Below are 23,572 nucleotides of genomic sequence, written 5' to 3' on the forward strand. Positions count from 1 at the left end.
GACACCCTCATCCATGCCAGGTATCTCCATGCCCAACGCTCGTCCCGTCGCCATCCTCGGTGGCGTCCGCATTCCGTTCTGCCGCCAGAACACCGCGTATTCGGATGTCGGCAACCTCGGCATGTCGGTCCGTACGCTGGGCGCGCTGGTCGAACGTTTCGGCCTGCATGGCCAGCAGCTGGGTGAAGTGGCGATGGGTGCGGTGATCAAGCACTCCAGCGACTGGAACCTGGGCCGTGAAGCCACGCTGTCTTCCGGCCTGTCGCCGTTGACCCCGGGCATCACCCTGCAGCGCGCCTGCGGCACCTCGCTGGACAGCATCATCACTGTCGCCAACAAGATCGCGCTGGGCCAGATCGAATCGGGTATCGGTGGCGGTTCGGATACCACCTCCGACGTGCCGATCGTCTACGGCAAGAAGCTGCGCGCGCGCCTGCTGGCCGCCAACCGTGCCAAGAGCACTGGCGACAAGATCCGCGCGCTGACCGCTGGCTTCAAGTTCTCCGAGCTCAAGCCCGAGTTCCCGGGCGTGGCCGAGCCGCGCACCGGCAAGAGCATGGGCGACCACTGCGAGGACATGGCCAAGGAATGGAACATCTCGCGTGACTCGCAGGACGAGTGGGCGGTGTCGTCGCACAAGAAGCTGGCCGCGGCCTATGAGCGCGGCTTCTTCAACGACCTGATCGCACCGTTCCGTGGCGTCGAGCGTGACAACATGCTGCGCCCGGATACCTCGCTGGAAAAGCTGGCGACGCTGAAGCCGGCGTTCGACAAGGTCTCCGGCCGCGGCACGCTCACCGCCGCCAACTCCACCCCGCTGACCGACGGTGCCGCCGCGGTGCTGCTGGCCAGCGAAGAGTGGGCGCGTGCACACGGCCATGAGCCGCAGGCCTACCTGCGCGATGCGCATGTCTCTGCGGTGGACTTCGTGCATGGCGAAGGCCTGCTGATGGCGCCGACCGTGGCGGTGCCGGAGATGCTCAAGCGCAACGGCCTGACCCTGCAGGACTTCGACATCTACGAGATCCACGAAGCCTTTGCCGCGCAGGTGCTGTGCACCCTGCGTGCGTGGGAGAGCGAGGACTACTGCCGCACCCGCCTGGGCCTGGATGCACCGCTGGGCCGCATCGACCCGGACAAGATCAACCTGCTGGGTTCGTCGCTGGCCACCGGCCACCCGTTTGCCGCCACCGGCGCGCGCGTGATCGCTACCGCAGCCAAGCAGCTGGCCGAACGCGGCGGTGGCCGCGCGCTGGTGTCGATCTGCACCGCCGGCGGCATGGGCGTAGTGGCGATCGTCGAGCGCTGATCGCTGCGACCGCGCGCCAACCAAGGTTGGCGACTACCGGGTTCCACAGATGAAAACGCCGCCCGATGGGCGGCGTTTTTTCTTGCTCCGGTGGGTGCCGACCGTGGGTCGGCACGCTTCACGGCAACCGCGGATTGCCGAACTCGTCGCGCTCTTCGTTGGCGTCATACACCGGCGGCTGCACCGTAACCGGCTGCTCCTCCACCGTGGCACGCAGCGGCGCTTCAGTGCCGCGCACCAGCTCCACGCTGTCCTCGCCGCGCTGCAGGCGCAGCGCATTGGCCAGGCACTGCGCGGCAAGCGCATGATCGCCACGCTGCGCAAACAGTTCACCCAGCGCTTCCCATGCCGGTGCACCCGCGCCCGCGGCAATGGCTTCGTGCAGGAACGCATCGGCGGCATCCCACTGCTGCTGGCCCAGTGCCACGCGGCCTTGTGCCAGGCGCAGCGCGGCCGAGCTGTCGTGCACGTTGCGCCAGCGCGCCAGGTTGGCTTGGCGCGTCGCCAGGCGCTCGGCGGGCAGACGGCCATACAAGGCCACCAGCTCATCGTCCCAGCGCTGGTCCAGAGCGTGTTCCAGTGCCAGCAGCGCCGGCTCATCCCAGTTCAGGGCCACCGCACGGCTGGCATACGCACCCACCACGTCCGGGGTCGGTCGCAGTGCCTTCGGCGTGGCTTCCCATTGCGCGGCCAGCGCATTGACGTCGGCTGCTTCCAGCAGCGCCTGTGCGGCCAGGCGTGCTTCCAGTTCGCTGTTGGCGTCGGCCGGCAGCACCTTGCTCTGGCGCAGTGCACCCAGCTGGCCATAGGCCTCGTGGGCGCGGCCGGCCTGTGCCAGCGCTTCGGTACGCAGCCACAGACCACGCGGCGGCAGCGGCTGGATCGCGGCTACGTCCAGCGCGTTGATCGCATCCACCGGCAGATCGCGCGCCAGCAGCTGTTCTGCACGCAGCAGCGCCTGCAGGGTGGCATCGCTCTCACCCAGGCGCTGCAGCAGCGCCTCGCCAGCGGGGCCATCGGCACGTGCCTGTGCACTGCGCACGGCATTGGCCAGCGCCACCGCACTCACTTCCGGATCCTTGGCGGCGCCGTCCAGCAGCTTCTCCGCACGCTGCCACTGGCCATGCTCATAGGCCTGCAGGCCGTCGATCAGGCGCACCCGGCCCTGCTTGCGGCGGTAGCGGCCCCAGGCACGGAACGGTGCGGCGATCAGGCTCCACAGCAGCCACAGCACCAGCACCGCGATCACCGACAGCAGCGCCACCTTCGGCAGGTTGCTGTGGTAGTCGTAGCCGCCGTAGCGCAGGGTCACTTCGCCGAAGCGGTTGAGGTCATCGGCGCCGAGCCATTGCGCGGCCACCACGCCGATGGCCACGGCCAGCAACAGCACGACCAGGGATTGCAGGGGTTTCATGCGGGATTACCTCCGGTCGGTCTGGGTGCGCAGTTGCTGCAGGGTGCTGCCAAGAATGCTGTTGCTGGCCTGCAGCGGAAGCTCGCGCAAGGCCTTCAGTTCAGCACGTTGCGCGCGCAGGGCCGGTGAATCCGGCCAGCGCCGCTGCGCCCAGTGCTCCACGCGTTCCAGTGCGGTATCGCGGCCGGTGCGGTCGCCGCGTTCGATCGCGGCGCGCGCCAGGGTCAGTTCCAGCTGCAGCGCGTCGTCGGCGTTGCGGCGTTCGGCGGCGGTCAGCGGGCCATTCTGGCGGCTCGGGGTGATGTCCACGAACGGTGCCAGCGTGGACTGCCACCACGGTCTGGCGGTGTTGGTCGCAGCGCTGCCGCTCACCTGCGAGGGCAGGCCCTGCAAGGCCTTGGCCAGCGCATCCAACCGCTGCAGCGATTGCACGCGCGGGCCGGTGCCCAGCGCATCCAGTGCATCGCGTTCCTGTACCAGTGCCTGGCGCAGGTTCAGGCCGTCGCTGTCAGGCAGATCGGCCAGTGCGGTGGCGGCCTGTGCATACAGGCGGCGCGCGCCTTCCACGTCATCGGCGTAGTTCAAGCGCTGCGCCGCCTGGGTCAACAGCAGTTCGGCTTCATCGCGCTGTACCGCCTGGCGGCCCTGGTTGGCGCTGTCGGCCAGCTTGGCCAGGTTCTCTTCCAGCAATGCACTGCGCTGGGAAAGGCCCAGCATCTCGTCGCGCAGCACGCGGTTGGTGGCGGCTGCGTCCTGCAGGCGCTGGCTGCTGGCGCGCTGGTCGCGGCGCAGCGCGTCCAGCGTGGCCTCCAGGCCCTGCAGCTGCACGGCGGTGGTCTGTGCCTGCGCCGCCTGTTCGCTTTGTTGCTGCTGCCAGACGTACCAGCCGGCATAGCCGCCCACGCCAAGCACGACCACACCGGCCAGCGGCAGCAGCCAGCGCACGGGTCGACGGGGCGGGGAAACGGGCGGAGTGTCGTTCATCGGGCTTCCTTGTCGGCAACGTCGCCGGTCGAGGGCCGGCAGGCCGCGTTGTGCACAGCATCACTGTTGCCGACGGCAGCGGCAAGCGTGACCCACGTCCCTGTTCAGGTCGCTGCCGGGACGGTGAGCGTGGCGTGTGCAGCCGCCACCAGCTGCGCGGTGGTGGGGCCGGCCGCACGCACAACGTGTTGCAGGCCGAGTGCCCGGGCCTGTTCGCCGAGGCGATCACTGGCCACCACCGCAGCCGCGCGCGCCTGCAATCGCTGCCGCAATGCGGGCGGAAGCTGCTGCCAGAAATGCTGCAGCGCTTCGCCACTGCTCACCGCCAGTACCCACGGCTGCGCGGAATGCGCCAATCGAGCCAGCGTGCGGGGCGGCAGGCGCAGCAGGCGGCGCTGGTAGACGTCGGCGCGTTCGATCGTGGCGCCCGCCGCCTGCAGCTGCGCGGCAATCAGTCCGCGGCCACCGGGGGCGGTGACCAGGCCGATCCGCAGGCCCTGCACGTGCGCCAGTACCGGCAGCGCCAGCAGGCCTTCGCTGTCCATCCGCTGCGGTGCGTGCACATCGGTGATGCCGTGCGCCTGCAATGCGCGCGCGGTGCCTTCGCCCACGGTCAGCCACGGGCTGCGCTGCGCCTCGGCCAGCGGCAGCAGGGAAGCGGCCGCGGCAACGGCGGCCGGGCTGGTGAACACCACCCGATCGCAGTTCAGCGCGCGTTGCAGCTGGCGCACCACTGGCGTGCCGTGCAGGCGCTGCAACCGCCACGGTGAAAGCGCCAGTACATGCCCGCCCAGCCCAGCAACGGCGCGGCGCAGCGCCACATGCTGGCCCTGAGGGCGCAGTGAAACGAGGGTCCAGCCCGCGTCGGAACTGGCGGCGCCAGTGGGTATCGTATGGTCGGCCATTGCCTGCATTATGCGGGCCCTTCGTTGTCGTGGTCGCTGCTCCAATGCCCGTTGATGCCCTGACTTCCTCGTTGGCCGCCCTGCAGGACGTGCTGGACTGCATGCCGGCGGTCCGCGCCATGCAGATCCAGCTCGACGGCTATGCAGATGGCGTGCTGCGCATCACCGCGCCGCTGGCCGCCAACGTCAACGACAAGGGCAACGCCTTCGGCGGCAGCCTGGCCTCGGTGCTGACCCTGTCCGGCTGGGCGCTGGTCAGCCTGCGCCTGCGTCTGGCCGGCCACGACGCCGAGGTCTACGTGGCCGACAGCAACCTGCGCTATCTGGCACCGGTCTACGAAGACCTGCACGCTCATGCCGAGGCGGCCGAAGCCACCGGCTGGGATGCCTTCCTGAATACCTTCCGCCAGCGCCGCAAGGCCCGCATCAGCATCATCGCCACCCAGCCCGGTGCCGATGGCAAGCCCGCCGCCGAGTTCAGCGGTCGCTTCGTTGCCTTCGCCAAAGGGTAGGATGGCAGGCTGACGTTCTGGGGAATCCACCGATGCGCCGCCTGATCCAGTTCCTGATCTGTTCCCTGCTGCTGGCCAGCGCCGTGGCCTCGGCCGACGACCTCAGCCGCAAGCAGCGCAAACTGCTGGAAGAGACCCAGATTGCCTACGGGGCGACCATCCGCTGGGGCAGCATGGACGATGCCATCGGCTACCTCGACCCGAAGCTGCGCAAGGAAAAGCCGCCCACCGAGTTCGAGCTCAACCGCTACGCGCAGCTGCGCGTGTCGTCCTACCGCGAGCGCAGCAGCGCCTCGCTGGACGGGGGCCAGGTCGAGCGCCGGGTCGAAATCGGGGTGATCAACCAGAACACCCAGGCCGAACGCACCGTGGTGGTGGTCGAGCGCTGGCGCTGGGACCCGGAGGCCAAGCGCTGGTGGCAGACCGCCGGCCTGCCGGACCTGTGGAAGGGGCAGTGACGGGCCGCGTCCGGCTTGTGCGACAATCGGCGCCCGCTTAATCGACCCGTGACCTGAGTGAATTACGAAGAGTTGCTGGCCTTTGCAGGCCGAAACCCGATGCTGTCCGCGGCCCTGGTCGGCCTGACCGTGGCCATCATCGTCACCGAGATCCGCCGCCTGTTCCGGGGCTTCAAGGGCATAAAGCCCGCCGAACTGACCCAGCTGATGAACGCGGGCGGCACGGTGGTGGTCGACCTGTCGGCCAGCGGTGACTTCGAGAAGGGCCACATCGCCGGCAGCCGCAACGCCCAGGCCAGTGCCTTCGGCCCGGACAACAAGCTGGTGGCCAATGCCAAGCAGTCGCCGGTGGTGCTGGTGTGCCGCAGCGGCAACGCCTCGGAAACCGCCGCCAAGGCGCTGAAGAAGGCCGGCTTCGAGAAGGTCTACGTGCTCGACGGCGGCATTCCCGCCTGGCAGCAGGCCGAGCTGCCGCTGGTCAAGGGCCGCAACTGATTGCCGCAGGTGGCGGATCCGGCCTTGTATGGGCCTGATCCCGCCCCCATCGCAGTAGTTCGACCATCGTTTTCATTGCATTCACCTGGAGTTACTGGAAATGTCCGAAGAGATCACCAACGGCGCCGCTGCGCCGGTCGATGCCGCCACCGGCCCTGCTTTCACCGTCGAGAAGATCTACGTCAAGGACGTCTCCTTCGAGTCGCCGAACGCTCCGACCATCTTCAATGACCAGGTGCAGCCGGAACTGCAGCTCAACCTGAACCAGCAGGTGCAGCGCCTGGGCGAGAACGCCTTCGAAGTCGTGCTGGCCGTGACCCTGACCTGCCAGGCCGGTGAGCGCACCGCCTACGTGGCCGAAGTGAAGCAGGCCGGCGTGTTCGGCCTGGTCGGCCTGGACCCGCAGTCGATCGACGTGCTGCTCGGCACCCAGTGCCCGAACATCCTGTTCCCGTACGTGCGCCAGCTGATCAGCGACCTGATCCAGGCCGGCGGCTTCCCGCCGTTCTTCCTGCAGCCGATCAACTTCGAAGGCCTGTACGCAGAAACCCTGCGCCAGCGCCAGGAGCAGGGCGACGCACCGTCGCTGGCTGACTCCGAGCCGGCTGGCAACGCCTGATTCCTGCCGCGACGTCACGGATGAGCACTACCGCTGACAAGATCGCCGTGCTGGGCGCCGGTTCCTGGGGAACCGCGCTGGCCAGCCTGCTCGCACGGCACGGTCACCCGACCGTGCTGTGGGGGCGCGACGCTGCCATGGTCGAGGCCATCGACCAGCGCCACGAGAACCCGCGCTACCTGCCGGGCATCCCGCTGCCGGACAGCCTGCGTGCCACCACCGACCTGGCGTCGGCGGTGGAAGGCGCGGCCTGGATCCTGGTGGTGACCCCGTCGCACGCGTTCGGTGAAACCGTGCGCGCGCTGGCGCCGCTGCGCCCGGCCGGTGCCGGCGTGGCCTGGGCCACCAAGGGCTTCGAACCCGGTTCGGGCCGCTTCCTGCATGAAGTGGCGCGCGAAGTGCTGGGCGAGGACGTGCCGCTGGCCGTCGTCACCGGGCCGTCGTTCGCCAAGGAAGTGACCCAGGGCCTGCCGACCGCGATCACCGTGCACGGCGACGTGCCCGAGTTCGCGCAGACGGTGGCCGAGGCGATGCATGGCCCGGCGTTCCGCGTCTACACCGGCGACGACATGGTCGGTGCCGAGCTGGGCGGCGCGATGAAGAACGTGCTGGCCGTGGCTACCGGCGTGGCCGATGGCATGCAGCTGGGCCTCAACGCCCGTGCCGGCCTGATCACCCGTGGCCTCAACGAGATGCTGCGCCTGGCCGCTGCGATCGGTGCCAAGCCGGAAACGCTGATGGGCCTGGCCGGCCTGGGCGACCTGGTGCTGACCTGCACCGGTGACCTGTCGCGCAACCGCCGCCTGGGCCTGGCCCTGGGCCGTGGCCAGACGCTGCAGGACGCCGTGCGTGAAATCGGCCAGGTGGTCGAGTCGGTGCAGACCGCCGACGAAGTGATGCGACAGGCGCGCCGCCATGGCATCGACCTGCCGATCTCCGACCGCGTGCGTGCCGTGCTGCACGGCGAGCAGACACCTGAAGAAGGCCTGCGCGCATTGCTGGCGCGGGAACAGAAGCCGGAATATCCGGACACGCTGTTCAAGTGAATCGAAAAACCCCGGCCACGTGCCGGGGTTTTTTCTGCGCGATCCATCCACGCATGGCGCGGATCTACCTCGGAACCTGCGGCGTCCATCACCGCGCCCGCGGCGGCGCGTTGCCATTGTCCATGTCCGAAAAGATCAACCAGGGTCCATCGCCAACGCGCTTCAGCGTCAGCGTGAACTTGCCGATGTCTCCTACGGTGTTGCCATAGGTGTAGGCACCGATGATGTAGCCAACGTTCCCCTCCACCGAGTACGCCAGCGCACGCAGCCGCAACGGGCTGCCGCCCTGGCCGGCATAAGCGGCTTCGATCGCACTGCGTCCACGCACCGGCGGCTGGTTGCTCTGCAGGATGAAAGCATCTTCGGCGAACAGTGCTGCCAGCGCCCTGGCATCGCCGCTCCGCCACGCCTGCTCGTAGTCGCGCAGCACGCGGTCCAGCGGCGCGGGCAGGGCTGCATCCGGGAGAGGCTGTGCAGGTTTCGCGCCTTCAGCATCGTGGGCGATGGCCGGCGATGCCAGCAGCAGGGCACTGCAGAAGATCACGGCGAGTCGTGTGCGGCGCATGCATCCAAGCCCTGACGATGAGGGGAAGTGGCGAACCATCCTAGCGCGCCGCTGGTTAGAATCACGCAGCCGCCCGCGTGGCGCCGGCACCGCAGATCAGACAAGGACACGGAATGAAGATTCGAATCACAGGGATGGCACTGACGGTCGCACTGCTGGCCGCTTGCGGACAGGCACCGGCACCCGATGCAGCACCCGCCGCACCGGCACCGGCCACAGAAGCACCTGCGGCCACGGCAACGGTGGTCGAGAAGGCGCCGTCCATCGAAGACGGCGTGGACCCTTCGGTGTGGGACAACGAAGGCGAACCGGAAGACCCGAGCGCCGGCGGCGAACTCACCTGCGCGGACAACCCGCTGGCGACGCATTTCTTCACCCTGGTGGGCGGCAATACCGTGGACGACTGCGGCCGCAAGGACCCGAAAGTGCTGGCCGCGTTCAACGCCCTGATGAAGAACACGGCGGCGGCCGAATCCGCCGACAAAGAGATTCCGTCGCTGCGCGAACGCCTGTTGAGCGGGCCCAGCGGGCCTGGCGAACTGGTGGTGCTGCAGGGCGAGCCGTGGTGGTTCTATACCGCCTGCCAGGCCCACGACTGCCCCGGTACCGCGTTGGCGATGCTGTATTCGCCCGATCAGTCGAAGATGGTCGGCCGTCTTACCGCGCGCTGCCGTGTGTGGTGGCTGGGCGAACCGACCGCGGAACAACGTGAGCAGATCGAACAACGCCAGCCACTGCAGGATGCCGCGTTGAAGGAAGACAGCGCGCTCTGCGAGTGATGTGGTGCCCGCTGCAGCGCCGGGCCATGCCCGGCGCAACAGCAGGCGATGTTCCCGGTATCACCCTTCCGGCCGCATCCGCATGCCGATCTGTGCGTTCAACGCCAGCGAGGCCATGGCCAGCCCTTCCAGTACGCGGTCACCCACGTATTCGCTCTCCGCACCGTTCTGCCGAACACGCTCGGCGGCCAGCAGCAGTTCCAACGTTACGCGCTGGCCCGCCACGGCACAGTCCGCATCCCCCATCGCCATGCGCCGGCCGGGCATCTGATGACGTTCGGGCCAGGGCTGGCCATCGGCGGCAGCTCCTTTGCCGATGCGATGGAGCGTGGCGACGAAGGCGTTCGGATCGGCCGCAGGTGCCTGGTCTGACGGCTCACCGGCATTGGCGGGCGAGTGATGTGGATGCAGGCGAGGGAAGTCCGGTGTGGTCATGGCAATGCTCCGTGCAGGACAGACGGTAGCCGCCACGCAAAGGTGGCGGGCGGAGACGTGGCTCGAAAACCGGGAGATCACGAACAAGACCGGCAGGCGCAAGGCCTCCACGCTCCGCCCGCCATAGCCGGCAGACGGAATGCCAGCCGGCGCCACGCGGGGTGACGCCGGCTGGCAAGCGCAAACAACGTTCGTGATCTAACGGGTTTTCGAGGCCCGGCCACCCATTTTCCGGTGGCCCACCATCTGTACCGCCGTCGCTGCACAACGCCAATCAGAAGAGTTGCAAACAGTTTTTGATCAAAGACGCTTTTGGCATTCTTGCATGCTGTTAAGCCGTCGCAGACGCAGGCGCCGCAACGGCCGTAGCAGCATGGGGAATATGCGACATGGGTCGAAGTTGATGACGTGGCGTACGGGTGCCGCACCAAGCCGATGACGACAGGGCGGGGCCGAGAACGCAGTTGGACACCGACAGTGTCAGACCGCCGTCCAGTCGATGATGAGCGGCGAAGAGACCTTCCCCGCGTCGACATCAAAACACTCGGTGTAGTCACCAAAGAACAGGAATCGATTGCCGCCAGTCACGTCAAAGAGTCGGGTTCCGGCCTCGGCATACTGGGCGGGTGGCAGGGTGGTGGAAACCTGCATGGAACTGAGTCCAGCGGACTTCATCAGCCTGGCAGCATCCTCCGGCGAGATCAGCTGGGGATTGCTTGGCGTACCGTAGGACCAGCCACTGTAGCCATTGTGGACATAGTAGTGCGACATGTTTCACCGCCAGCCGGATGCCGGAACAGGGCCGAGTCGCCCGGCGATATCGGCGTGATTGCAGAGGGGACTGCCAGCCTGGTGTCTGCAATCGACCAGACGCCGGCATCAGCCAATGATGGCACCCAGCGAAGACGCGTGCCGTTGGTTCTGATCGTGCTTGGACAGGCTTGTTCGCGGAGAAACCGCGAGGCAGCATGTCAGCGTGTTCTATCTGCTCGCGCGCCGCGCGCCCTTCTCGTCTTCGCCCTTTGCATCGCCCCGGCTCTGCGCGAATTCCGGGAACGTCTTCGCGATCGAATCCTTGTCCGGCAGGATATAGAACACGCCGCCCTTCTCGAACGTGGACTGCACGATCTGCTCGTAGAACGCGGGCGAGACGTTGATGCAGCCGTGGGTGACACGGTTGTCGTCCGGCGTGGGCGTTGCCAGTCGCTCGGCGCGCTTTTCCTTCGGACTGCCCGGCGGCAGCGGGTGCATCGAGACTGCGGAATCGTAGTCCACCCACAGCACGCGCCCGGCATCGTCGGAGGGGCCGTAGCCGCCAATGAAGCGGCCGGCAGGCGTGGTGCGGTCGTGGCCGGGAATCGCGCTCAGTGCGAGCTTGGCGACGCCCGGTGCGGAATGATCGCCGATGGCCGAACCGAACAGCGCCGGCGCCGCGCCCCGCAGCTTGCCGTCTCCACCGAAGACCAGTACCTGCGCAGCCGCCTTGTCCATGATCGCGAACGGATACCCCTGGTTGTCCTTGCTGGCGACGACCCAGCCGGCCAGTTCGATCACCGTCTCGGAGACGCTCTGGTCGGGCGGAAGCTCATCGACCGCGGCAACCGGTTGCGTGGGCGCGTCCTTGTCCTTGTCCTTGGCGTTGGCTACGCCGCTGCACGCAACGGCCAGTGCCACGGCCAGTGCGGCATGGAGGGCGCGGCGTGCAGGGGAGGAGGAAGTACGAATGGGACGGCTCCTTGCAATGCAATCTTGGTCGGAAGGATGCCAGTGGCCGGCGAAGGCCACTGGCTCCCGATACAGAGGTGGATCAATTCAAACGGTGAGGGAGCGATTACCCGCGCGGCTTGCGGCCGGCAGGTGCCCTTTCAAGCTGCTGGACGCGGCCTTCGATCTGGTCCAGGCGCTGATTGGCCTGCTGTGCGGACTGGTTGGCGGACTCCGCGCTCTGCGCAGCACCCTGCACCTTGACGTCGAGCTGATCGAGACGCGAGTTGATGGTTGCAAACTCGTTCTTGTATGAGGCGCAGGCGCCAAGGCTGACGGTGGCGATGAGCGCTACAGCAAGTGCGCGGGCCGTCTTCATGTGTTGCGGGTTCAGGTTCATTGCACTCCCTCCTTCGTCTGGGGAAGCTGGAATATAGCGGCGTTTGTTCCCGGCGCTACCAAGCGCTTTCAGCTGGAATTTGAGTACGTGGAAGCACTGTGAAGCCCGCTTCTGACCCTGCATTAACAAGCGGGATCAGGCGAGCTGATCCAGACCGGCGCAACGCCTTGCGCCTGTTCAGAACTGCCAATTCATCAGTATGAAGCGGGTATCACAACGTCCGCGTTTCCGTGTGTTCGCCGGCAGGACACGCGGGTTGCCATCCGCTCGCGCTGAGCAGTAACGCAGCTGTTTCGGGGCGCACGTCCAGCAATGCGATGATGGCCTTCGTCCTGTCTGGTGCGTGCGAAATGTAGTCGCGGGCAATGCGGTAGCCGATCCAGTAGCCGAGGTCTCCACGGCGAGCGTCATCGCCAGGACCGTTGTAGAGCCATTTCGAAAGATCGATGCCTGTGGCCTCGTTCGCGAACTCACTCTCCAACGCGCATTCGCGGCCCTGCGTCCAGCGCTGCAGATGCGCATTGGCCGGTTGCCCGGAGATCAGCTCGCCCATGTACTCGGCGCCGCCTTCCAGCAGGGTCTGATAGAGCAGGGTGGGCTGCTCGACTTCGACGCTCGCGCCGCGCTGTTGAACGTGCACATATTCATGGGCGATCAGGTGCACGAAGCGGTCACCCACATCGGCCTGCATCCAGTCTGCGTTGCACAGCGCTTCCAGGCCGATGACCACACCTTCTCCGGTGGTAACGCCGCCGCTGTTGCCGCGGCCCACCAGCACCGTGACCGGGGGAAAGCGTGCAGACGGCAACAGCGTGCCCAACTGATCGACGGCCGCGGTGACGCGCGTGCGGATCGTTGGCAATGCTGTCGCGCAGGTTCTCGCTTTTGCGAACAACGCGGGTTTGTCCCGGAGGGCCTGGGCAAGGCGCTCCATCGAACCGATACGGCTTTTGGTGAAGCTGCGCAGTGCATCCGTACCCGCATCCAGATAGCCGCGCTGCAGGTCGTCGGCGCTCGGGCGTCCGTGGTTGGCATCCAGCACCTGGAAAAAGCGCGTGACATCGTCTGTCTGCACGACGACGTGCCCGGCAGGAACGACGCGCTCGGTTGCCTGCACTGCGGGCAGGGCGATCGGTGAGGCGATCAGGATCAGGGCTCGCATCAAGCGTCGAGCCTTGCGCCTACACGAAGCTGATAGCAATGGCATGCGGAGTTCCCTGAACGCCAGCCTTATTTATACACCAGTCAGTTCAATATTCAGGGGCGATTAGACCCCCTAACGGATAATTCACACCTGTCGACCGCCTCCTCTCTCTCCCCCTCCCAGGGGGCGGCCGACAAAACCAAAATAATTAAAGGTGTGTCCCGATGAACAAGAATTCGCTGCTTGCCCTGGGTCTTCTGGCTGCTCTGCCGTTCGCTGCATCGGCAACCGATGGCCTGTCGTACAACTACGTTGAAGGCGGCTACGTGAACACCGATGCCAAGGGCGGCGACGCCGATGGCTGGAAGGTGAAGGGTTCCGTTGCGGTGCACCCGAACTTCCACGTCTTTGGCGACTACAGCGCGCAGGAGACCGACAAGTTCAAGAATGACGTCGATCAGTGGCGCCTGGGTGTCGGCTACAACTACGGCATCGCACCGAACACCGACCTGGTGGCCCGTGTTGCCTACCAGAAGTACGACGAGAAGCGCGGCCTTGACTTCAACGGCTACTCCACCGAAGTGGGCGTGCGCACCGCGTTCAACCCGTACGTGGAAGGCTACGTGATGGCCGGCTACGAAGATTTCAGCAAGAAGCACGGCTACAACCCGGACGGCGAGTTCTACGGCCGCGTCGGTGCCACCGCCAAGTTCAACCAGAACTGGGGCCTGAGTGGCGAAGTGAAGCTGGCCAAGGCCGGCGACCGCGAGTGGTTCGTGGGCCCGCGCTTCACCTGGTAACAAACGCCTGTCGTTAGTGCGTGTTGTGCTGGCGTGTGACTCTCTCTCTCCCACACGCCAACCGAAGCCCGGCCTCGCGCCGGGCTTCACTTTTATGGGCGCTGGGGCGCCACAATGCGGCATGGGCGATCCTTCTTCCCTCGCAGGTACTGGCACGACCTACCAGGAGCATCCGGCGCCTGCGCCGTTGCGTGGTCACTTCGGCCAGCTGTGGCAGAGCCAGCTTCCTGAAGATGCCGATGGGCACATCACCGTATTGCCCGATGGCTGCGTGGACATCCTGTGGCGCGACGGTGCGCTGTTCGTGGTCGGTCCGGACCGGGTGGCTGCACATCCGGCACTGGCACCCGGTGCGCAGGTACTGGGTGCACGCTTCCGTCCGGGGCAGGCGTTGGCTGCATTGGGCCTGCCGATGGCCGAGATCATCGGCCAGGCGGTACCGCTGGCTGATCTGAAGGGGCGATGGGCGGTAGAGGTTGCGGCCTCCATCGGCGACACCGCGCCTGCGCAGCGCCTGCAGCGGATGGCGCAATGCCTGCAGCTGCGCATGGGTGCGGCCGCGCTGGATACTCCGGCGCAGCGCGCACACGCTTTGTTCCAGGCGCTCGCCCGTGGGAACGCCACGCTGGATGATATGGCGGCACATCTGAGCCTGAGCCCGCGCAGCCTGCGGCGCTTCAGCCAGTCGCAGTTCGGCTACGGGGTGAAGACGCTGGAGCGTATCCTGCGCCTGCAACGTTTCCTGCGTCATAGCCGCGCACTACCGCAGCACTCGTTGGCGATGCTGGCCGTCGAGGCCGGCTATGCCGACCAGGCCCATCTCAGCCGCGAGGCGCGCGAGCTTGCCAGCACGACCGCACGGCAGCTGCGCCTGGAATGGGGCCGATGATGGCCGTTTCGTTCAAGACCGCCGTGCCGCGCTGACCGAAGCTGGGGTTCCAACCACGGAGCCACGCCATGAGCCATGCAGCCGCCCACGATGCCGAACGCCGCATCGACAACATCGAATTCAACGTTGCCGACATCGCCCGCAGCAAACGTTTCTACGGCGAGGTGTTCGGCTGGCACTTCACCGACTACGGTCCGGCCTACACCGAGTTCGACGACGGCCGCCTGAAAGGTGGTTTCGTTTCCGACGCACCGGTGCGCGCGCACGGCGGTCCACTGGTGATCCTGTACTGCGCGGACCTGGCCGGTGCACAGCAGCGTGTAATCGCTGCCGGTGGCGAAGTCGTACAGGCGGTGTTCGCGTTCCCCGGTGGCCGCCGCTTCCACTTCCGCGATCTGGATGGCTACGAGCTGGCGGTCTGGAGTGATGTCGGTTGAAACGTGCCGGGGCACGTCGCGGACCGGGCATACTGGGCCGAGTCCGGAAGAGTACACCGCATGCTGATCCCCATTCCCGCGTATGTGCAGCAGGCCGACGGCAGCACCGTGCAGGTGGTGGTGCTGGACGCAGGCGTGCTCGTGGCGCTGCATGCCCTTGGCTTCCAGGGGCAGGCACCCACCTTGCGTGCTGAAGTGGGCGACGACATCGGCAAAGCTCGTCTGTTCGCTGGCCTGCGCGATCTCGGCGTAGCGTTCTCGGCCGGCCGTGAATGGTGCCCGGCGGAGGTGTTTGCCTGGCTTCGCGACCGCGGCCTGCTTGAAGGGCCGTGCCTGCGCATCGCCTGGACCGGTCCGCAGCAGTACTACGTCTGCAGCGACCCGTGATGCGTCCTGGCGGATACGGCGCTAGCGGACCGGCTTGCGATACGCCTCTGACAGCGTGGTCTTGTACTGTGCCAGCGGTTGCAGCCCCATGGCCTGGCGGCGTACGTCCAGGCCATCCATGTCCTCGGTGGGGCGCAGCGCCATCGTGCCGTCGCCGGCGGTGGTGAACTGGCTGCCATAACGCTGCGGCTTGCCCTGTGCCAACAGCACGCGGTCGGTCAGCAGCGCCAGATCGGGAAGATCGGCTTCGCCGGCCCTGGCGGCCTCTTCGACCAGCGGCAGGATCTCAGCCTGGAACGCGGGATCGTGATCGGCGTGCTGGACGATCAGCCACGCCGCTTTGGCCCCATCACGGCCGACCATCGAATAGGTTGGCCAGCCCTTGTCGGCAATCACGGTCTTCAACCAATCGGCATTGGCTTGGGCCACCGGTGCTACGCCCTTGAACGCGTCGCCACCACCAGCGTCGATGGCCACATGCTGGGCGGCCTGGTCACGTGCGGCGCGCTCCAGCAGTTCCCTGCGCAGCGGCGCATCCAGCTGCGCGAGGCGTTGCCGCTCGGCGGCCTCCACGCGCCGCCGCATGTCCGGCCACGCCGGATCGACACGCAGGGCGTTCAAGCCCGGCCGATCCTTGTGCAGCAGATCATCGAATGACAGGCGTCCGCTGGGCAGCAGTTGGTTCACGTAGTCCATTGCCTGGCTGCGGTCGCCAGCAGCGGCGGTGCATTCAACCAGCAGCAGTTCGCCACCGTCGGGGAAGCGGCTACCACGCTGCAACAGCTCGCCGAGCAGCCGCGCGCATCCGCCGAAGTCATCGGCGCTGTAGCGGTCGAGGGCGGTGAAGAAGGGATCCTCGACTGCGGCATGCGCACGCAGTGGTGTGCTCAACAGCAGTGCGAGGGCGACGGTTGCGACGGGTGCGTGCAGCCATTGCATCAATGCGTGGGACATCGGCTTCTTCCTCCGTGAAGTGCATGGACGGCCGCTGCCGCAGGCCTCATGGGTGCAGGCTAGCAGCGTCGTGCTCCCGTCTCAAACGGACGCAGCATCGACCGCGTACTGAGAACCGCTCCGTCGCCGGTCAGGGGCTTCGGCTATGATCGCCCGCACATCGCCCTGCGCGATGCGCCCGCCTCAAGCCAGCAGGAACCGCCGTGAACTCCCAGCCCGCACCGATCACCGCCCTCAACCACACGCTCGACAACGAGCCGCAGCAGATCACCGCACCGCTGACCCATTCGGCCGCGTTCCTGGTGCTGAAGGTGAAGGATGACGAGGCGTCGATCGCCAAGGCGCGCGAGGTGCTGGCCAGCACCGACGACCTGATCAAGAACACCGCCATCCGCGAGATTGAACGCACCTTCACCTGCAACGTGGCCATCGGCCACCGCGTGTGGCAGCCGTTGGTAGGCACCACGCCGCCGCGTGAACTGAAGCCGTTCCGCGAGATCAAGGGTGCCACCCATACCGCCGTCTCCACGCCGGGCGACCTGCTGTACCACATCCGTGCGCGCACCATGGATCTGATCGTGGCGTTCGAGCGCAACCTGCTGATGGCCTTCGGCGATGCAGTGGAAACGGTGGATGACGTGGCCGGCTTCCGCTACTTCGATGGCCGTGACCTGCTTGATTTCGTCGACGGCACCGCCAACCCGGAAGGGCTGTCACTGCCGGAAGCCACCATCGTTGGTGACGAGGACCCGGACCACGCGGGTGGCAGTTACGTGGTGGTGCAGAAGTACCTGCACAACCTCGATGCCTGGCGCGCACAGAAGACCGAGGCGCAGGAGGCGATCATCGGCCGCACCAAGCACGACAACATCGAGCTGGACGATGCGCCGGCGGATGCGCAGAAGTCGCACAAGACGCTGTGCACCATCGAGGACGCCGACGGCGAGCACGAGATCCTGCGTGACAACATGCCGTTCGCCAATCCGGGCCGCGGCGAGTACGGCACCTACTTCATCGGCTACACCCGTCGGCTGTGGGTGATCGAGACGATGCTCGAGCGCATGTTCATCGGTAATCCTGCGCCGCTGCACGACCGCATTCTCGACTTCTCCACCGCCACCACCGGCGTGACCTTCTTTGCGCCTTCGCGCAAGGTGCTGGCCGACCTGGGCGAGTAACCGCGCCGGCCATCACTGCCCGCCATCTGCCTGTCATCTGCGGCGCCGACCATGGTCCGCTGGATGGAAGCGCAGGAGACGGGCGATGACCATGGCAGGGAACAGGACCGGCGCGCGCCGCTGGTGGCGGCCATGGGCTGCGCTGTTCGGCGCGTTGGCACTGGGCAGTGCCGGTGTTTCCGCGCAGGAAGCCCCCGCGCACTGGATGGCCTATGCCGCCGCCGTGGGCGGCCAGCTGCAGCAGCGCCTGCAGCAGGAGGCGCCGCAGGCGCAGCGCGTGCTGGAATGGATGCAGGCACACCCGGACACGCCGACGCCGTTGCCGGTGAGTGTGTGGATCGCGGCGGACGGCCGCATCTCGAAACTGGAATTCGACAGCCTGGGCGATGCCCAGGTCGACGCCGATCTGCGCGCGACCCTGCAGAGCGCACCCCTGCAGGCCGCGCCACCGGCCGACATGCGCCAGCCGCTGCGGCTGGGCCTGGTGCTTACCCAGTAGAGCCACGCCCTGCGTGGATGCGCCTGGTAGATGCCGACCTTGGTCGGCACGCACGCCAACCAAGGTTGGCGACTACCGGTAAACCCCGGCCAAGCATGGCATGGCTCTACTGCGTTGCCACCTGCGGCTCGCGAGCGGCCGCGCTCCACGCGCGCAGGCCGAACACGGCCAGGCCGAGGAAGAACACGTACAGTGCTGCGGTCACGTGCAGCGACTTGAACAGGTAGGCACCCACGTAGACCACGTCCACCGCGATCCACACCCACCAGCAGGCCACGTGGCGGCGCGCCTGCCACCACTGGCCGACCAGGCTCAGCGCGGTCAGCATCGCGTCCAGCCACGGCAGCGCCGCATCGGTGAAGGTGTGCATGGCCGCCCCCAGCGCCACGCCGCCGCACAGGCCGATGGCCAGGTCACGCAGCAGCTTGCCGCGTGCCAGTGGCACGATGCGGACGCTGCCCTCATCGGCGGCGTGCTGCCGCCAGTTGAGCCAGCCATAGACCAGGAAGCCACCGAAGGCGACCTGCAGCAGGGTGTCCGAGTACAGCTTGGCCTCGGCGAACACCAGCCCGTACAGCGTCACCGACAGCAGGCCGACCGGCCACGCCACCAGCCGGCGCTTGGCCATCAGCCAGACGCCGAGGATGCTGCACAGCGCGGCGGTCCACTCGAGCATGACGCCGCTCACAGCGCGAACGTCACCGACAGGCGGGCCTGTCGCGGTGCGCCGGGGAACAGGTAGTAGTCACCGCCGCTGCTGCCGGTATCGCGCCAGTAGAAGCGGTTGAACACGTTGTCCACCGACAGGTTCCAGGTCACCGCGCGTTCGTGCAGGCGATGCTGGAAACGCAGGCCGGCATCGAACACCGAGTAGTCCGGTGCGCGTACGCCGCCGTCGGCGCGGGCCACGTTGGCACCGGCATAGCGCCAGCCGCCGGTCACATCCAGGCCCTGCACGAACGGGAGCGCATAGGCCACGTGCACGCTGGCGCGCACCTTCGGCACGTTCACCAGCTGATGGCCTTCATAGGCCGGGGTGCCGGTGTCGCGCGCGCGCGCCTGCAGCACGCTGGCGCTGGCCACGATCTGCAGCGCTTCGGTCAGCTGGCCGTTGGCGGTCAGCTCCAGGCCGGTGTGGGTCTGCGTGCCTTCCTCGACGAAGCTGTAGCCGACGTCGCTGCTGTCCGGCTTGGCGTACTGGTACGGCTGCGAGATGCGGAACACGGCTGCGCCCAGCGTCAGCGCCTCGACTGGCACGTACTTCACGCCCACTTCCAGCTGCCGCGACTGCACCGACGGCAGGAAGGTGTCGGCGTTGCTGGTCCAGAACGGTGCTTCCTGGCCCAGCGAGATGCCGCGCACGTAGCTGGCATAGGCATTGAGCTGGTCGGTGGCCTTCCACACCACGGCGGTCTGCGGCAGGAAGCGCGACAGGCGGCTGTGCCGCTGCGGGGTGCCACGCTTGTCGTAGGCACGCTCGTCCAGGCGCACGAAGCGGCCGCCGGCCAGCCACTGCCAGTCATCACCGAAGCTCATCCGGTCCAGCGCGAAGAACGCGGTCTGGCGGCTGTCCAGGCGCCGTGCGGAGGGGCCGGGCATCTTAGGCGACGGCGCGAACACCGGCACCTGCGCGTCGTGGATGTTGCTGGTGCCGACGTACTCGTTGACGCTCGGGCGCTTGTCCACGGTACGGCGGAAGTAGTCGGCACCGAGGGTCAGCTCATGGCCCACGCTGCCGGTCTCGAAGCGGCCACGCAGCTCGGCACGGGCCTGCTGGTTGCGGCGGGTGTCGTCCGGGCTGCGGTAGTCGTAGACGTCGTAGTCGCCATTGGGCGCGAAGTAGTTGCCGGGCACGCTGCCATCGGCGCACTGTGCGGCGTAGTAGCAACCGTAGGCGAAGGCGACGTTGTCATCGATCACCGAGCGGCTGTGGCCGACCGAGACGCGCGACTGCCAGGCATCGTTGAAGTCGTAGGTGTGCAGGGCGGTGATGTTGGTGCTGGCGATATCCACCGGCCGCTGCCACGGCTGGTAGCCGAGCAGGTGCTCGCGGTCGACGCCGCGCGGCAGGTCACGCGCGCCCAGCAGCTGGTAGCCGGACACCGAGCGCTGCGAGCTGGTCTGGTAGTTGGCATCCACTTCCAGCTTGCCGCGCTCGCCGATCAGCCAGTCGGCGGCCAGCGAGTAGAAGTTGCGGCGGCCATCGGCGTGCTCGACGTAGGAATTGCTGGAATCCCATGCGGCATTCAGGCGCAGGCCGAAGCGCGGGGTGATCCAGTGGCCGACATCGACGGCGACGTAGCGCGAGCCTTCCGAATCGGTGCCGAGGGTGGCGGTGCGCACTTCGGCCGGGCGCTTGCCGATGTAGTTGATGATGCCGCCCGGCGCCATCACGCCTGCCGCCAGGCCGGCTTCACCCTTGAGGATCTCCACCGACTGCACGTTCTCCAGCGCCAGGCGCTGTTCGCCGGCGATGGACAGCCCGTTGAAGCGGTAGCCGGTGGCGGCGTCCAGCGCAAAGCCGCGGATGGCGATGTTCTGGTAGTAGCCCACCGGCGCGTACGCATCACCCAGCGAGGCATCGTTGCTGGCCAGCTCGGACAGCGAACGCACCTGGCGGCGGTCGAGGTAATCGCGCTTGAGCACGTTCACCGAGGCCGGGGTGTCCTTCCACGAACCACCGCCGAAGGCGTTCACGCGCGCGGTATCGGTCTTCGGTTTGCCGGCCTGTACCCGTACTGCCGCCAGTTCGGTGGGCGAGCGCTCGGCGCCGGTGGCAGCCGCATCGGTGGCAGCGTCGGCCTCGCTGGCATGCAGCGGCAAGGCGGCGCAGAGGGCGAGGGAGAGCAGGGTGGGGCGCAGGCAGCGGTTCATTCGGTTCGTCTTCGGACAACAAGGGAGACGAAGCGACGGCGCGCAGGTGCACCGGCCCATGACGGGGGTGTGGCTGCGGCTCAAAGCTCCCTACGCCGGTGCAAACCGGATCAGGTTCCAAGGGACTCTCTCAGCCTGGCAGATCCAGGCACCCCCGCTTCAGGTGACCATTTCACTACAAATGGTACGGATTTGCGAGCCGGTGTCCTTCAGGCTGCGGGGTCAGATCCCTTTCCGCAGGAAAGGGATCTGGCCCCAACGGTGCGCCAACCGGGTCACGCCGCCGCGTGCAGGGCCTGCAGCAGCGTCTGCCCCGGCGCGGTGCGGAACCATGCCGGGTGCCCCAGCATGAAGGGCTGCCAGGCCACGTCGGCATTCGCGGTCGAGCCGGTGATGCCTTCGAAGTACTCCACTTCGGACAGTGCGAAGTCGAAATGGACCATGGGCAGCAGGTCGGCCAGCAGGTGCACGCGTGCCGCCGATAACGGCAGTACCTGGCGGTAGCCGTCGAGCAGGGCCAGCGCGATATCGATGCGCACCGCCTCCATGCCGCGCTCCAGTTCCAGCCACGCCACCGCGTTGCGCTCGATCGCCGTGGCGAGGTCGAACAGTGCGCTGGTGGGTGAAGCCAGCCCGAAATCCAGCACGGTGCTGACCTGCCCCTCGCGCCACAGCAGGTTGGAGACATGCCAATCGTTGTGCGCCCACAGGCGCGGTTCGTCGCGCAGGCGCGTGGCCAGGCCGGCATGCCACGGCAGCACGTCGCGCTGCAGCTGCGCTTCCCACGGAATGCGCGCGAGATAGCGGGCCAGGCCGGGGCGCTCGTGCAGCCCCGCTTTGATGGCCGCGATCGGATCATCGGCGCGGATCAGATCGTCGCGCGCGACCAGCAGGTGGGTGCTGCGCTGTGGCGCGTGGTAACTGGCCGCGGCACGGTGCAGCTGGGCCAGCATGCGGCCGGCTTCGCGGGCCTGTGCGGCATCGGTCAGCAGCGACCACGACACGGCGTCGCGGTACAGGTCCTCGCCGACGCCGACCGCATGCAGCTCGAAGGTCCATTCGCCGTGTTCGAGCGCCGTGTGGCCATCGGTGGCCGCCAGCACCTGCACCACCGGTACGCCGGCGGCGGCGAGATGGGCGATGAAGTGGTGTTCTTCTTCCAGGCAGGCCGCGCTGCGCACGCTGTGGTGGTGGCGCTTGATGAACACCGGCGCGCAAGCGCCATTGACGATGGCAGCGGCCGAGAGTGGCCGGGGGCTGTGCCAATGCGGGGGGCTGTCTGCATCCAGTTGCGGGAAGCGCTGGCGCAGCCACGCGAGGTCTGCGGCGCTGATCGGCGGCCAGTCGGCGGCGACCTCATCGTTGTTGAGGCCCTGCACGCGGTGGGAGGAAGAAGTCATGCCGCAGCCCGAGAGGGAAAGTCACATCCAAGGCTGCGCATTCAACGCCATGCGCGTGGTCAACGCAAACGGGCGGGTCATCGACCCGCCCGTCCCTGCATCGGCGCCGGCGTTGCCGATGCGCTGTTTACCAGCCGCGATGGCGGCCGCGGTCGTTGTAGTAGCGGTTGTCGTAGTAGCGCTCACGCTGCCAGCGACGGTCGTCACCGCGGTCGTAGTAGCCGCTGCGGTAGTAGCCACGGTCGTAACGGCGGTCGTAGCGATTGTCGTAGTAGCGGTTGTCGTAATAGCGACGGTCGCGGCGGTCGGAGGTGGTCAGGTTGCCGATCGCACCGCCGGCCACGGCACCGCCGACGGTTGCGGCGGGATCACCGTTGGAGAGCAGGTTGCCGGCTACGCCACCAACCACGGCGCCGACCAGGGTGCGCTTGTCCTTCCTCGACATCGCGCTGGCATCGCTGACCACGGCGACACCGGCAACCAGTGCCAGGGCCATCGCCAGACCACGGAAGCTGAGTGTGGAAGTACTGAGCATGTTCGTTCTCCTGTGAGGTGCATGCCACGCTGGGCAGGGAGGGCGTTGGGGCGCCCCGGCTGCCGTGGTGTCCACGCTGGCGTTCCAACATTGCCGGAACATTGCCTGGCCCACCGTGCGGCTTGCGCATTCATCTAGCGGCAGGCGGCATGAAGCAAGGCTGAAAGTTCAACCGTCCGATGTGCGGGGTTCAGATTCTGCCGTCACGCAGGTAGTCGAACAGTTCGGCGTCGCCTTTCAGGCCCAGTTTGAGCATGGCGTCACCCTTCTGCCGGCTGATGGTGCTGACGCTCTTGTGCAGTTGCAGCGAGATTTCCTTCACGGTCATGCCGGTGCCAAGTAACCGCAGCACCTCCACCTCGCGCGGCGACAAGGGCTTGCCGTCACCTTCGCGCATGCGCCAGCTGCCGGCGGCCTCCACGCGCTCACGCAGGCTGCGGCTGATATAGGGCTGGCCGCGATAGACCGCCTGGATGGCCTGCGGCAGCTCGTCCATCGATGAGCTCTTGTCGACCAGGCCGAGCACCCCGCTGTCGAGCACCATGCGCAGGATGGCCAGGTTGTTGGAGACGCTGAGCATCAACACCGGCAAATCGGGATGGCGGCGGCGGATCATGCCGATCATGGCGAAGCCGTCGGCCTGGGGGCTGCCAGGCATCGAGTAGTCGGTGACCAGCAGGTCGCAGGGCTGGCTGCCAAGCAGGCCCATCAGCGCCTGTGCACTGTCGGCTTCGCCGACCACGCGGCCGACCCCGCTCGATTCGATGACGGCGCGGGTACCGATACGGACCACCGGGTGGTCGTCTGCGATGATGATGCGCAAGCTCATGCTCTAGTATGGCCACCGGGC

General features: G+C 67.1%; 28 protein-coding genes and 1 riboswitch. Of the genes, 13 read left to right on the forward strand and 15 right to left on the reverse strand.

All coding sequences use genetic code 11. From position 1 onward, the window contains the following. Positions 1-13 precede the first annotated feature (13 nt). Entirely contained in the window at positions 14-1,309 is a 1,296-nt protein-coding gene (locus D5301_RS20310) for an acetyl-CoA C-acetyltransferase (protein WP_153856701.1), read from the forward strand. Positions 1,310-1,427: 118 nt separating this feature from the next. Here the strand turns inward: D5301_RS20310 and D5301_RS20315 are convergent, their stop codons facing one another. From D5301_RS20315 to D5301_RS20325, 3 genes are all read right to left on the reverse strand, one after another. Further along, on the reverse strand, positions 1,428-2,723 hold the full coding sequence (locus tag D5301_RS20315) for a heme biosynthesis HemY N-terminal domain-containing protein (protein ID WP_110710701.1): 1,296 nt from the start codon (positions 2,721-2,723) through the stop codon (positions 1,428-1,430). A 6-nt stretch (positions 2,724-2,729) separates the two neighbouring features. Continuing rightward, the gene (locus D5301_RS20320; RefSeq protein WP_110710702.1) at positions 2,730-3,707 is read right to left on the reverse strand and encodes a uroporphyrinogen-III C-methyltransferase; all 978 of its coding nucleotides are present in this window, start codon (positions 3,705-3,707) and stop codon (positions 2,730-2,732) included. 104 nt (positions 3,708-3,811) lie between these two features. Continuing rightward, the gene (locus D5301_RS20325; RefSeq protein ID WP_153856702.1) at positions 3,812-4,621 is read right to left on the reverse strand and encodes a uroporphyrinogen-III synthase; all 810 of its coding nucleotides are present in this window, start codon (positions 4,619-4,621) and stop codon (positions 3,812-3,814) included. A gap of 35 nt (positions 4,622-4,656) precedes the next feature. Between D5301_RS20325 and D5301_RS20330 the strand changes: the two genes are divergently transcribed. The 5 genes from D5301_RS20330 (at position 4,657) to D5301_RS20350 (ending at position 7,742) form a co-directional block, all read left to right on the forward strand. Beyond that, positions 4,657-5,124 carry a YiiD C-terminal domain-containing protein gene (locus D5301_RS20330; RefSeq protein WP_110710704.1) on the forward strand — a complete coding sequence of 156 codons (468 nt, stop codon included), beginning with the start codon at positions 4,657-4,659 and terminating at the stop codon, positions 5,122-5,124. A 32-nt stretch (positions 5,125-5,156) separates the two neighbouring features. Next, positions 5,157-5,582 (forward strand): hypothetical protein, encoded by a 426-nt coding sequence (locus tag D5301_RS20335; protein ID WP_110710705.1) that lies wholly within the window; start codon positions 5,157-5,159, stop codon positions 5,580-5,582. A 57-nt stretch (positions 5,583-5,639) separates the two neighbouring features. Continuing rightward, positions 5,640-6,077 (forward strand): rhodanese-like domain-containing protein, encoded by a 438-nt coding sequence (locus D5301_RS20340; RefSeq protein ID WP_004153552.1) that lies wholly within the window; start codon positions 5,640-5,642, stop codon positions 6,075-6,077. Between the two features lie 100 nt (positions 6,078-6,177). Continuing rightward, on the forward strand, positions 6,178-6,696 hold the full coding sequence (secB, locus tag D5301_RS20345; RefSeq protein ID WP_005407596.1) for a protein-export chaperone SecB: 519 nt from the start codon (positions 6,178-6,180) through the stop codon (positions 6,694-6,696). Positions 6,697-6,716: 20 nt separating this feature from the next. Then, positions 6,717-7,742: an NAD(P)H-dependent glycerol-3-phosphate dehydrogenase gene (locus tag D5301_RS20350; RefSeq protein WP_153856703.1), complete on the forward strand. Its 1,026-nt coding sequence runs from the start codon at positions 6,717-6,719 to the stop codon at positions 7,740-7,742. A gap of 88 nt (positions 7,743-7,830) precedes the next feature. Here D5301_RS20350 and D5301_RS20355 read toward each other — a convergent pair whose 3' ends face one another. Then, the gene (locus D5301_RS20355; RefSeq protein WP_153856704.1) at positions 7,831-8,307 is read right to left on the reverse strand and encodes a nuclear transport factor 2 family protein; all 477 of its coding nucleotides are present in this window, start codon (positions 8,305-8,307) and stop codon (positions 7,831-7,833) included. Between the two features lie 113 nt (positions 8,308-8,420). On the opposite strand from D5301_RS20355, the gene D5301_RS20360 reads away from it, so the two are divergent. Further along, positions 8,421-9,086, forward strand: coding sequence for an Ivy family c-type lysozyme inhibitor (locus tag D5301_RS20360; RefSeq protein ID WP_153856705.1), 666 nt, complete (start codon positions 8,421-8,423; stop codon positions 9,084-9,086). A gap of 60 nt (positions 9,087-9,146) precedes the next feature. On the opposite strand, the gene D5301_RS20365 is transcribed toward D5301_RS20360, so the two are convergent. The 5 genes from D5301_RS20365 to D5301_RS20385 form a co-directional block, all read right to left on the reverse strand. Beyond that, positions 9,147-9,521 (reverse strand): hypothetical protein, encoded by a 375-nt coding sequence (locus D5301_RS20365; protein ID WP_110710708.1) that lies wholly within the window; start codon positions 9,519-9,521, stop codon positions 9,147-9,149. Positions 9,522-10,001: 480 nt separating this feature from the next. Beyond that, positions 10,002-10,292, reverse strand: coding sequence for a hypothetical protein (locus D5301_RS20370; RefSeq protein ID WP_110710709.1), 291 nt, complete (start codon positions 10,290-10,292; stop codon positions 10,002-10,004). A gap of 210 nt (positions 10,293-10,502) precedes the next feature. Next, entirely contained in the window at positions 10,503-11,195 is a 693-nt protein-coding gene (locus D5301_RS20375; protein ID WP_180846199.1) for a L,D-transpeptidase, read from the reverse strand. 157 nt (positions 11,196-11,352) lie between these two features. Continuing rightward, positions 11,353-11,625: a hypothetical protein gene (locus tag D5301_RS20380; RefSeq protein ID WP_010487149.1), complete on the reverse strand. Its 273-nt coding sequence runs from the start codon at positions 11,623-11,625 to the stop codon at positions 11,353-11,355. 211 nt (positions 11,626-11,836) lie between these two features. Next, positions 11,837-12,787, reverse strand: coding sequence for a DUF2268 domain-containing putative Zn-dependent protease (locus D5301_RS20385; RefSeq protein WP_153856706.1), 951 nt, complete (start codon positions 12,785-12,787; stop codon positions 11,837-11,839). A gap of 206 nt (positions 12,788-12,993) precedes the next feature. On the opposite strand from D5301_RS20385, the gene D5301_RS20395 reads away from it, so the two are divergent. The 4 genes from D5301_RS20395 (at position 12,994) to D5301_RS20410 (ending at position 15,282) form a co-directional block, all read left to right on the forward strand. Next, positions 12,994-13,569 (forward strand): Ax21 family protein, encoded by a 576-nt coding sequence (locus D5301_RS20395; protein WP_004134798.1) that lies wholly within the window; start codon positions 12,994-12,996, stop codon positions 13,567-13,569. A 121-nt stretch (positions 13,570-13,690) separates the two neighbouring features. Continuing rightward, positions 13,691-14,458 carry a DUF6597 domain-containing transcriptional factor gene (locus D5301_RS20400; RefSeq protein WP_153856707.1) on the forward strand — a complete coding sequence of 256 codons (768 nt, stop codon included), beginning with the start codon at positions 13,691-13,693 and terminating at the stop codon, positions 14,456-14,458. A 68-nt stretch (positions 14,459-14,526) separates the two neighbouring features. Beyond that, positions 14,527-14,895: a VOC family protein gene (locus tag D5301_RS20405; protein WP_153856708.1), complete on the forward strand. Its 369-nt coding sequence runs from the start codon at positions 14,527-14,529 to the stop codon at positions 14,893-14,895. 60 nt (positions 14,896-14,955) lie between these two features. After that, entirely contained in the window at positions 14,956-15,282 is a 327-nt protein-coding gene (locus tag D5301_RS20410; RefSeq protein ID WP_153856709.1) for a hypothetical protein, read from the forward strand. 21 nt (positions 15,283-15,303) lie between these two features. On the opposite strand, the gene D5301_RS20415 is transcribed toward D5301_RS20410, so the two are convergent. After that, entirely contained in the window at positions 15,304-16,236 is a 933-nt protein-coding gene (locus tag D5301_RS20415) for a DUF6624 domain-containing protein (protein WP_153856710.1), read from the reverse strand. Positions 16,237-16,439: 203 nt separating this feature from the next. Here D5301_RS20415 and D5301_RS20420 point away from each other — a divergent pair, with 203 nt between their 5' ends. Together D5301_RS20420 and D5301_RS20425 are read left to right on the forward strand one after the other, a co-directional pair. After that, positions 16,440-17,414: a Dyp-type peroxidase gene (locus D5301_RS20420; RefSeq protein ID WP_110710715.1), complete on the forward strand. Its 975-nt coding sequence runs from the start codon at positions 16,440-16,442 to the stop codon at positions 17,412-17,414. An 85-nt stretch (positions 17,415-17,499) separates the two neighbouring features. Continuing rightward, complete coding sequence (locus D5301_RS20425; RefSeq protein ID WP_110710716.1) at positions 17,500-17,913, forward strand: hypothetical protein; 414 nt, start codon at positions 17,500-17,502, stop codon at positions 17,911-17,913. Between the two features lie 106 nt (positions 17,914-18,019). On the opposite strand, the gene pnuC is transcribed toward D5301_RS20425, so the two are convergent. From pnuC to D5301_RS20450, 5 genes are all read right to left on the reverse strand, one after another. Continuing rightward, positions 18,020-18,589, reverse strand: coding sequence for a nicotinamide riboside transporter PnuC (gene pnuC / locus D5301_RS20430; RefSeq protein WP_012509709.1), 570 nt, complete (start codon positions 18,587-18,589; stop codon positions 18,020-18,022). An 8-nt stretch (positions 18,590-18,597) separates the two neighbouring features. Continuing rightward, positions 18,598-20,787: a TonB-dependent siderophore receptor gene (locus tag D5301_RS20435; protein ID WP_153856711.1), complete on the reverse strand. Its 2,190-nt coding sequence runs from the start codon at positions 20,785-20,787 to the stop codon at positions 18,598-18,600. 70 nt (positions 20,788-20,857) lie between these two features. Next, positions 20,858-20,953, reverse strand: a riboswitch (TPP riboswitch). Positions 20,954-21,062: 109 nt separating this feature from the next. Then, on the reverse strand, positions 21,063-22,187 hold the full coding sequence (locus tag D5301_RS20440; protein WP_153856712.1) for a phosphotransferase: 1,125 nt from the start codon (positions 22,185-22,187) through the stop codon (positions 21,063-21,065). Positions 22,188-22,314: 127 nt separating this feature from the next. Continuing rightward, a complete protein-coding gene (locus D5301_RS20445; RefSeq protein WP_014035547.1) occupies positions 22,315-22,722 on the reverse strand; it encodes a glycine zipper 2TM domain-containing protein in 408 nt (135 codons plus the stop codon). Positions 22,723-22,912: 190 nt separating this feature from the next. Next, positions 22,913-23,551: a response regulator transcription factor gene (locus D5301_RS20450; protein WP_110710719.1), complete on the reverse strand. Its 639-nt coding sequence runs from the start codon at positions 23,549-23,551 to the stop codon at positions 22,913-22,915. Positions 23,552-23,572: the final 21 nt, after the last annotated feature.

The sequence above is a fragment of the Stenotrophomonas sp. MH181796 genome (genome assembly GCF_009659995.1).
Classification (GTDB): domain Bacteria; phylum Pseudomonadota; class Gammaproteobacteria; order Xanthomonadales; family Xanthomonadaceae; genus Stenotrophomonas; species Stenotrophomonas riyadhensis.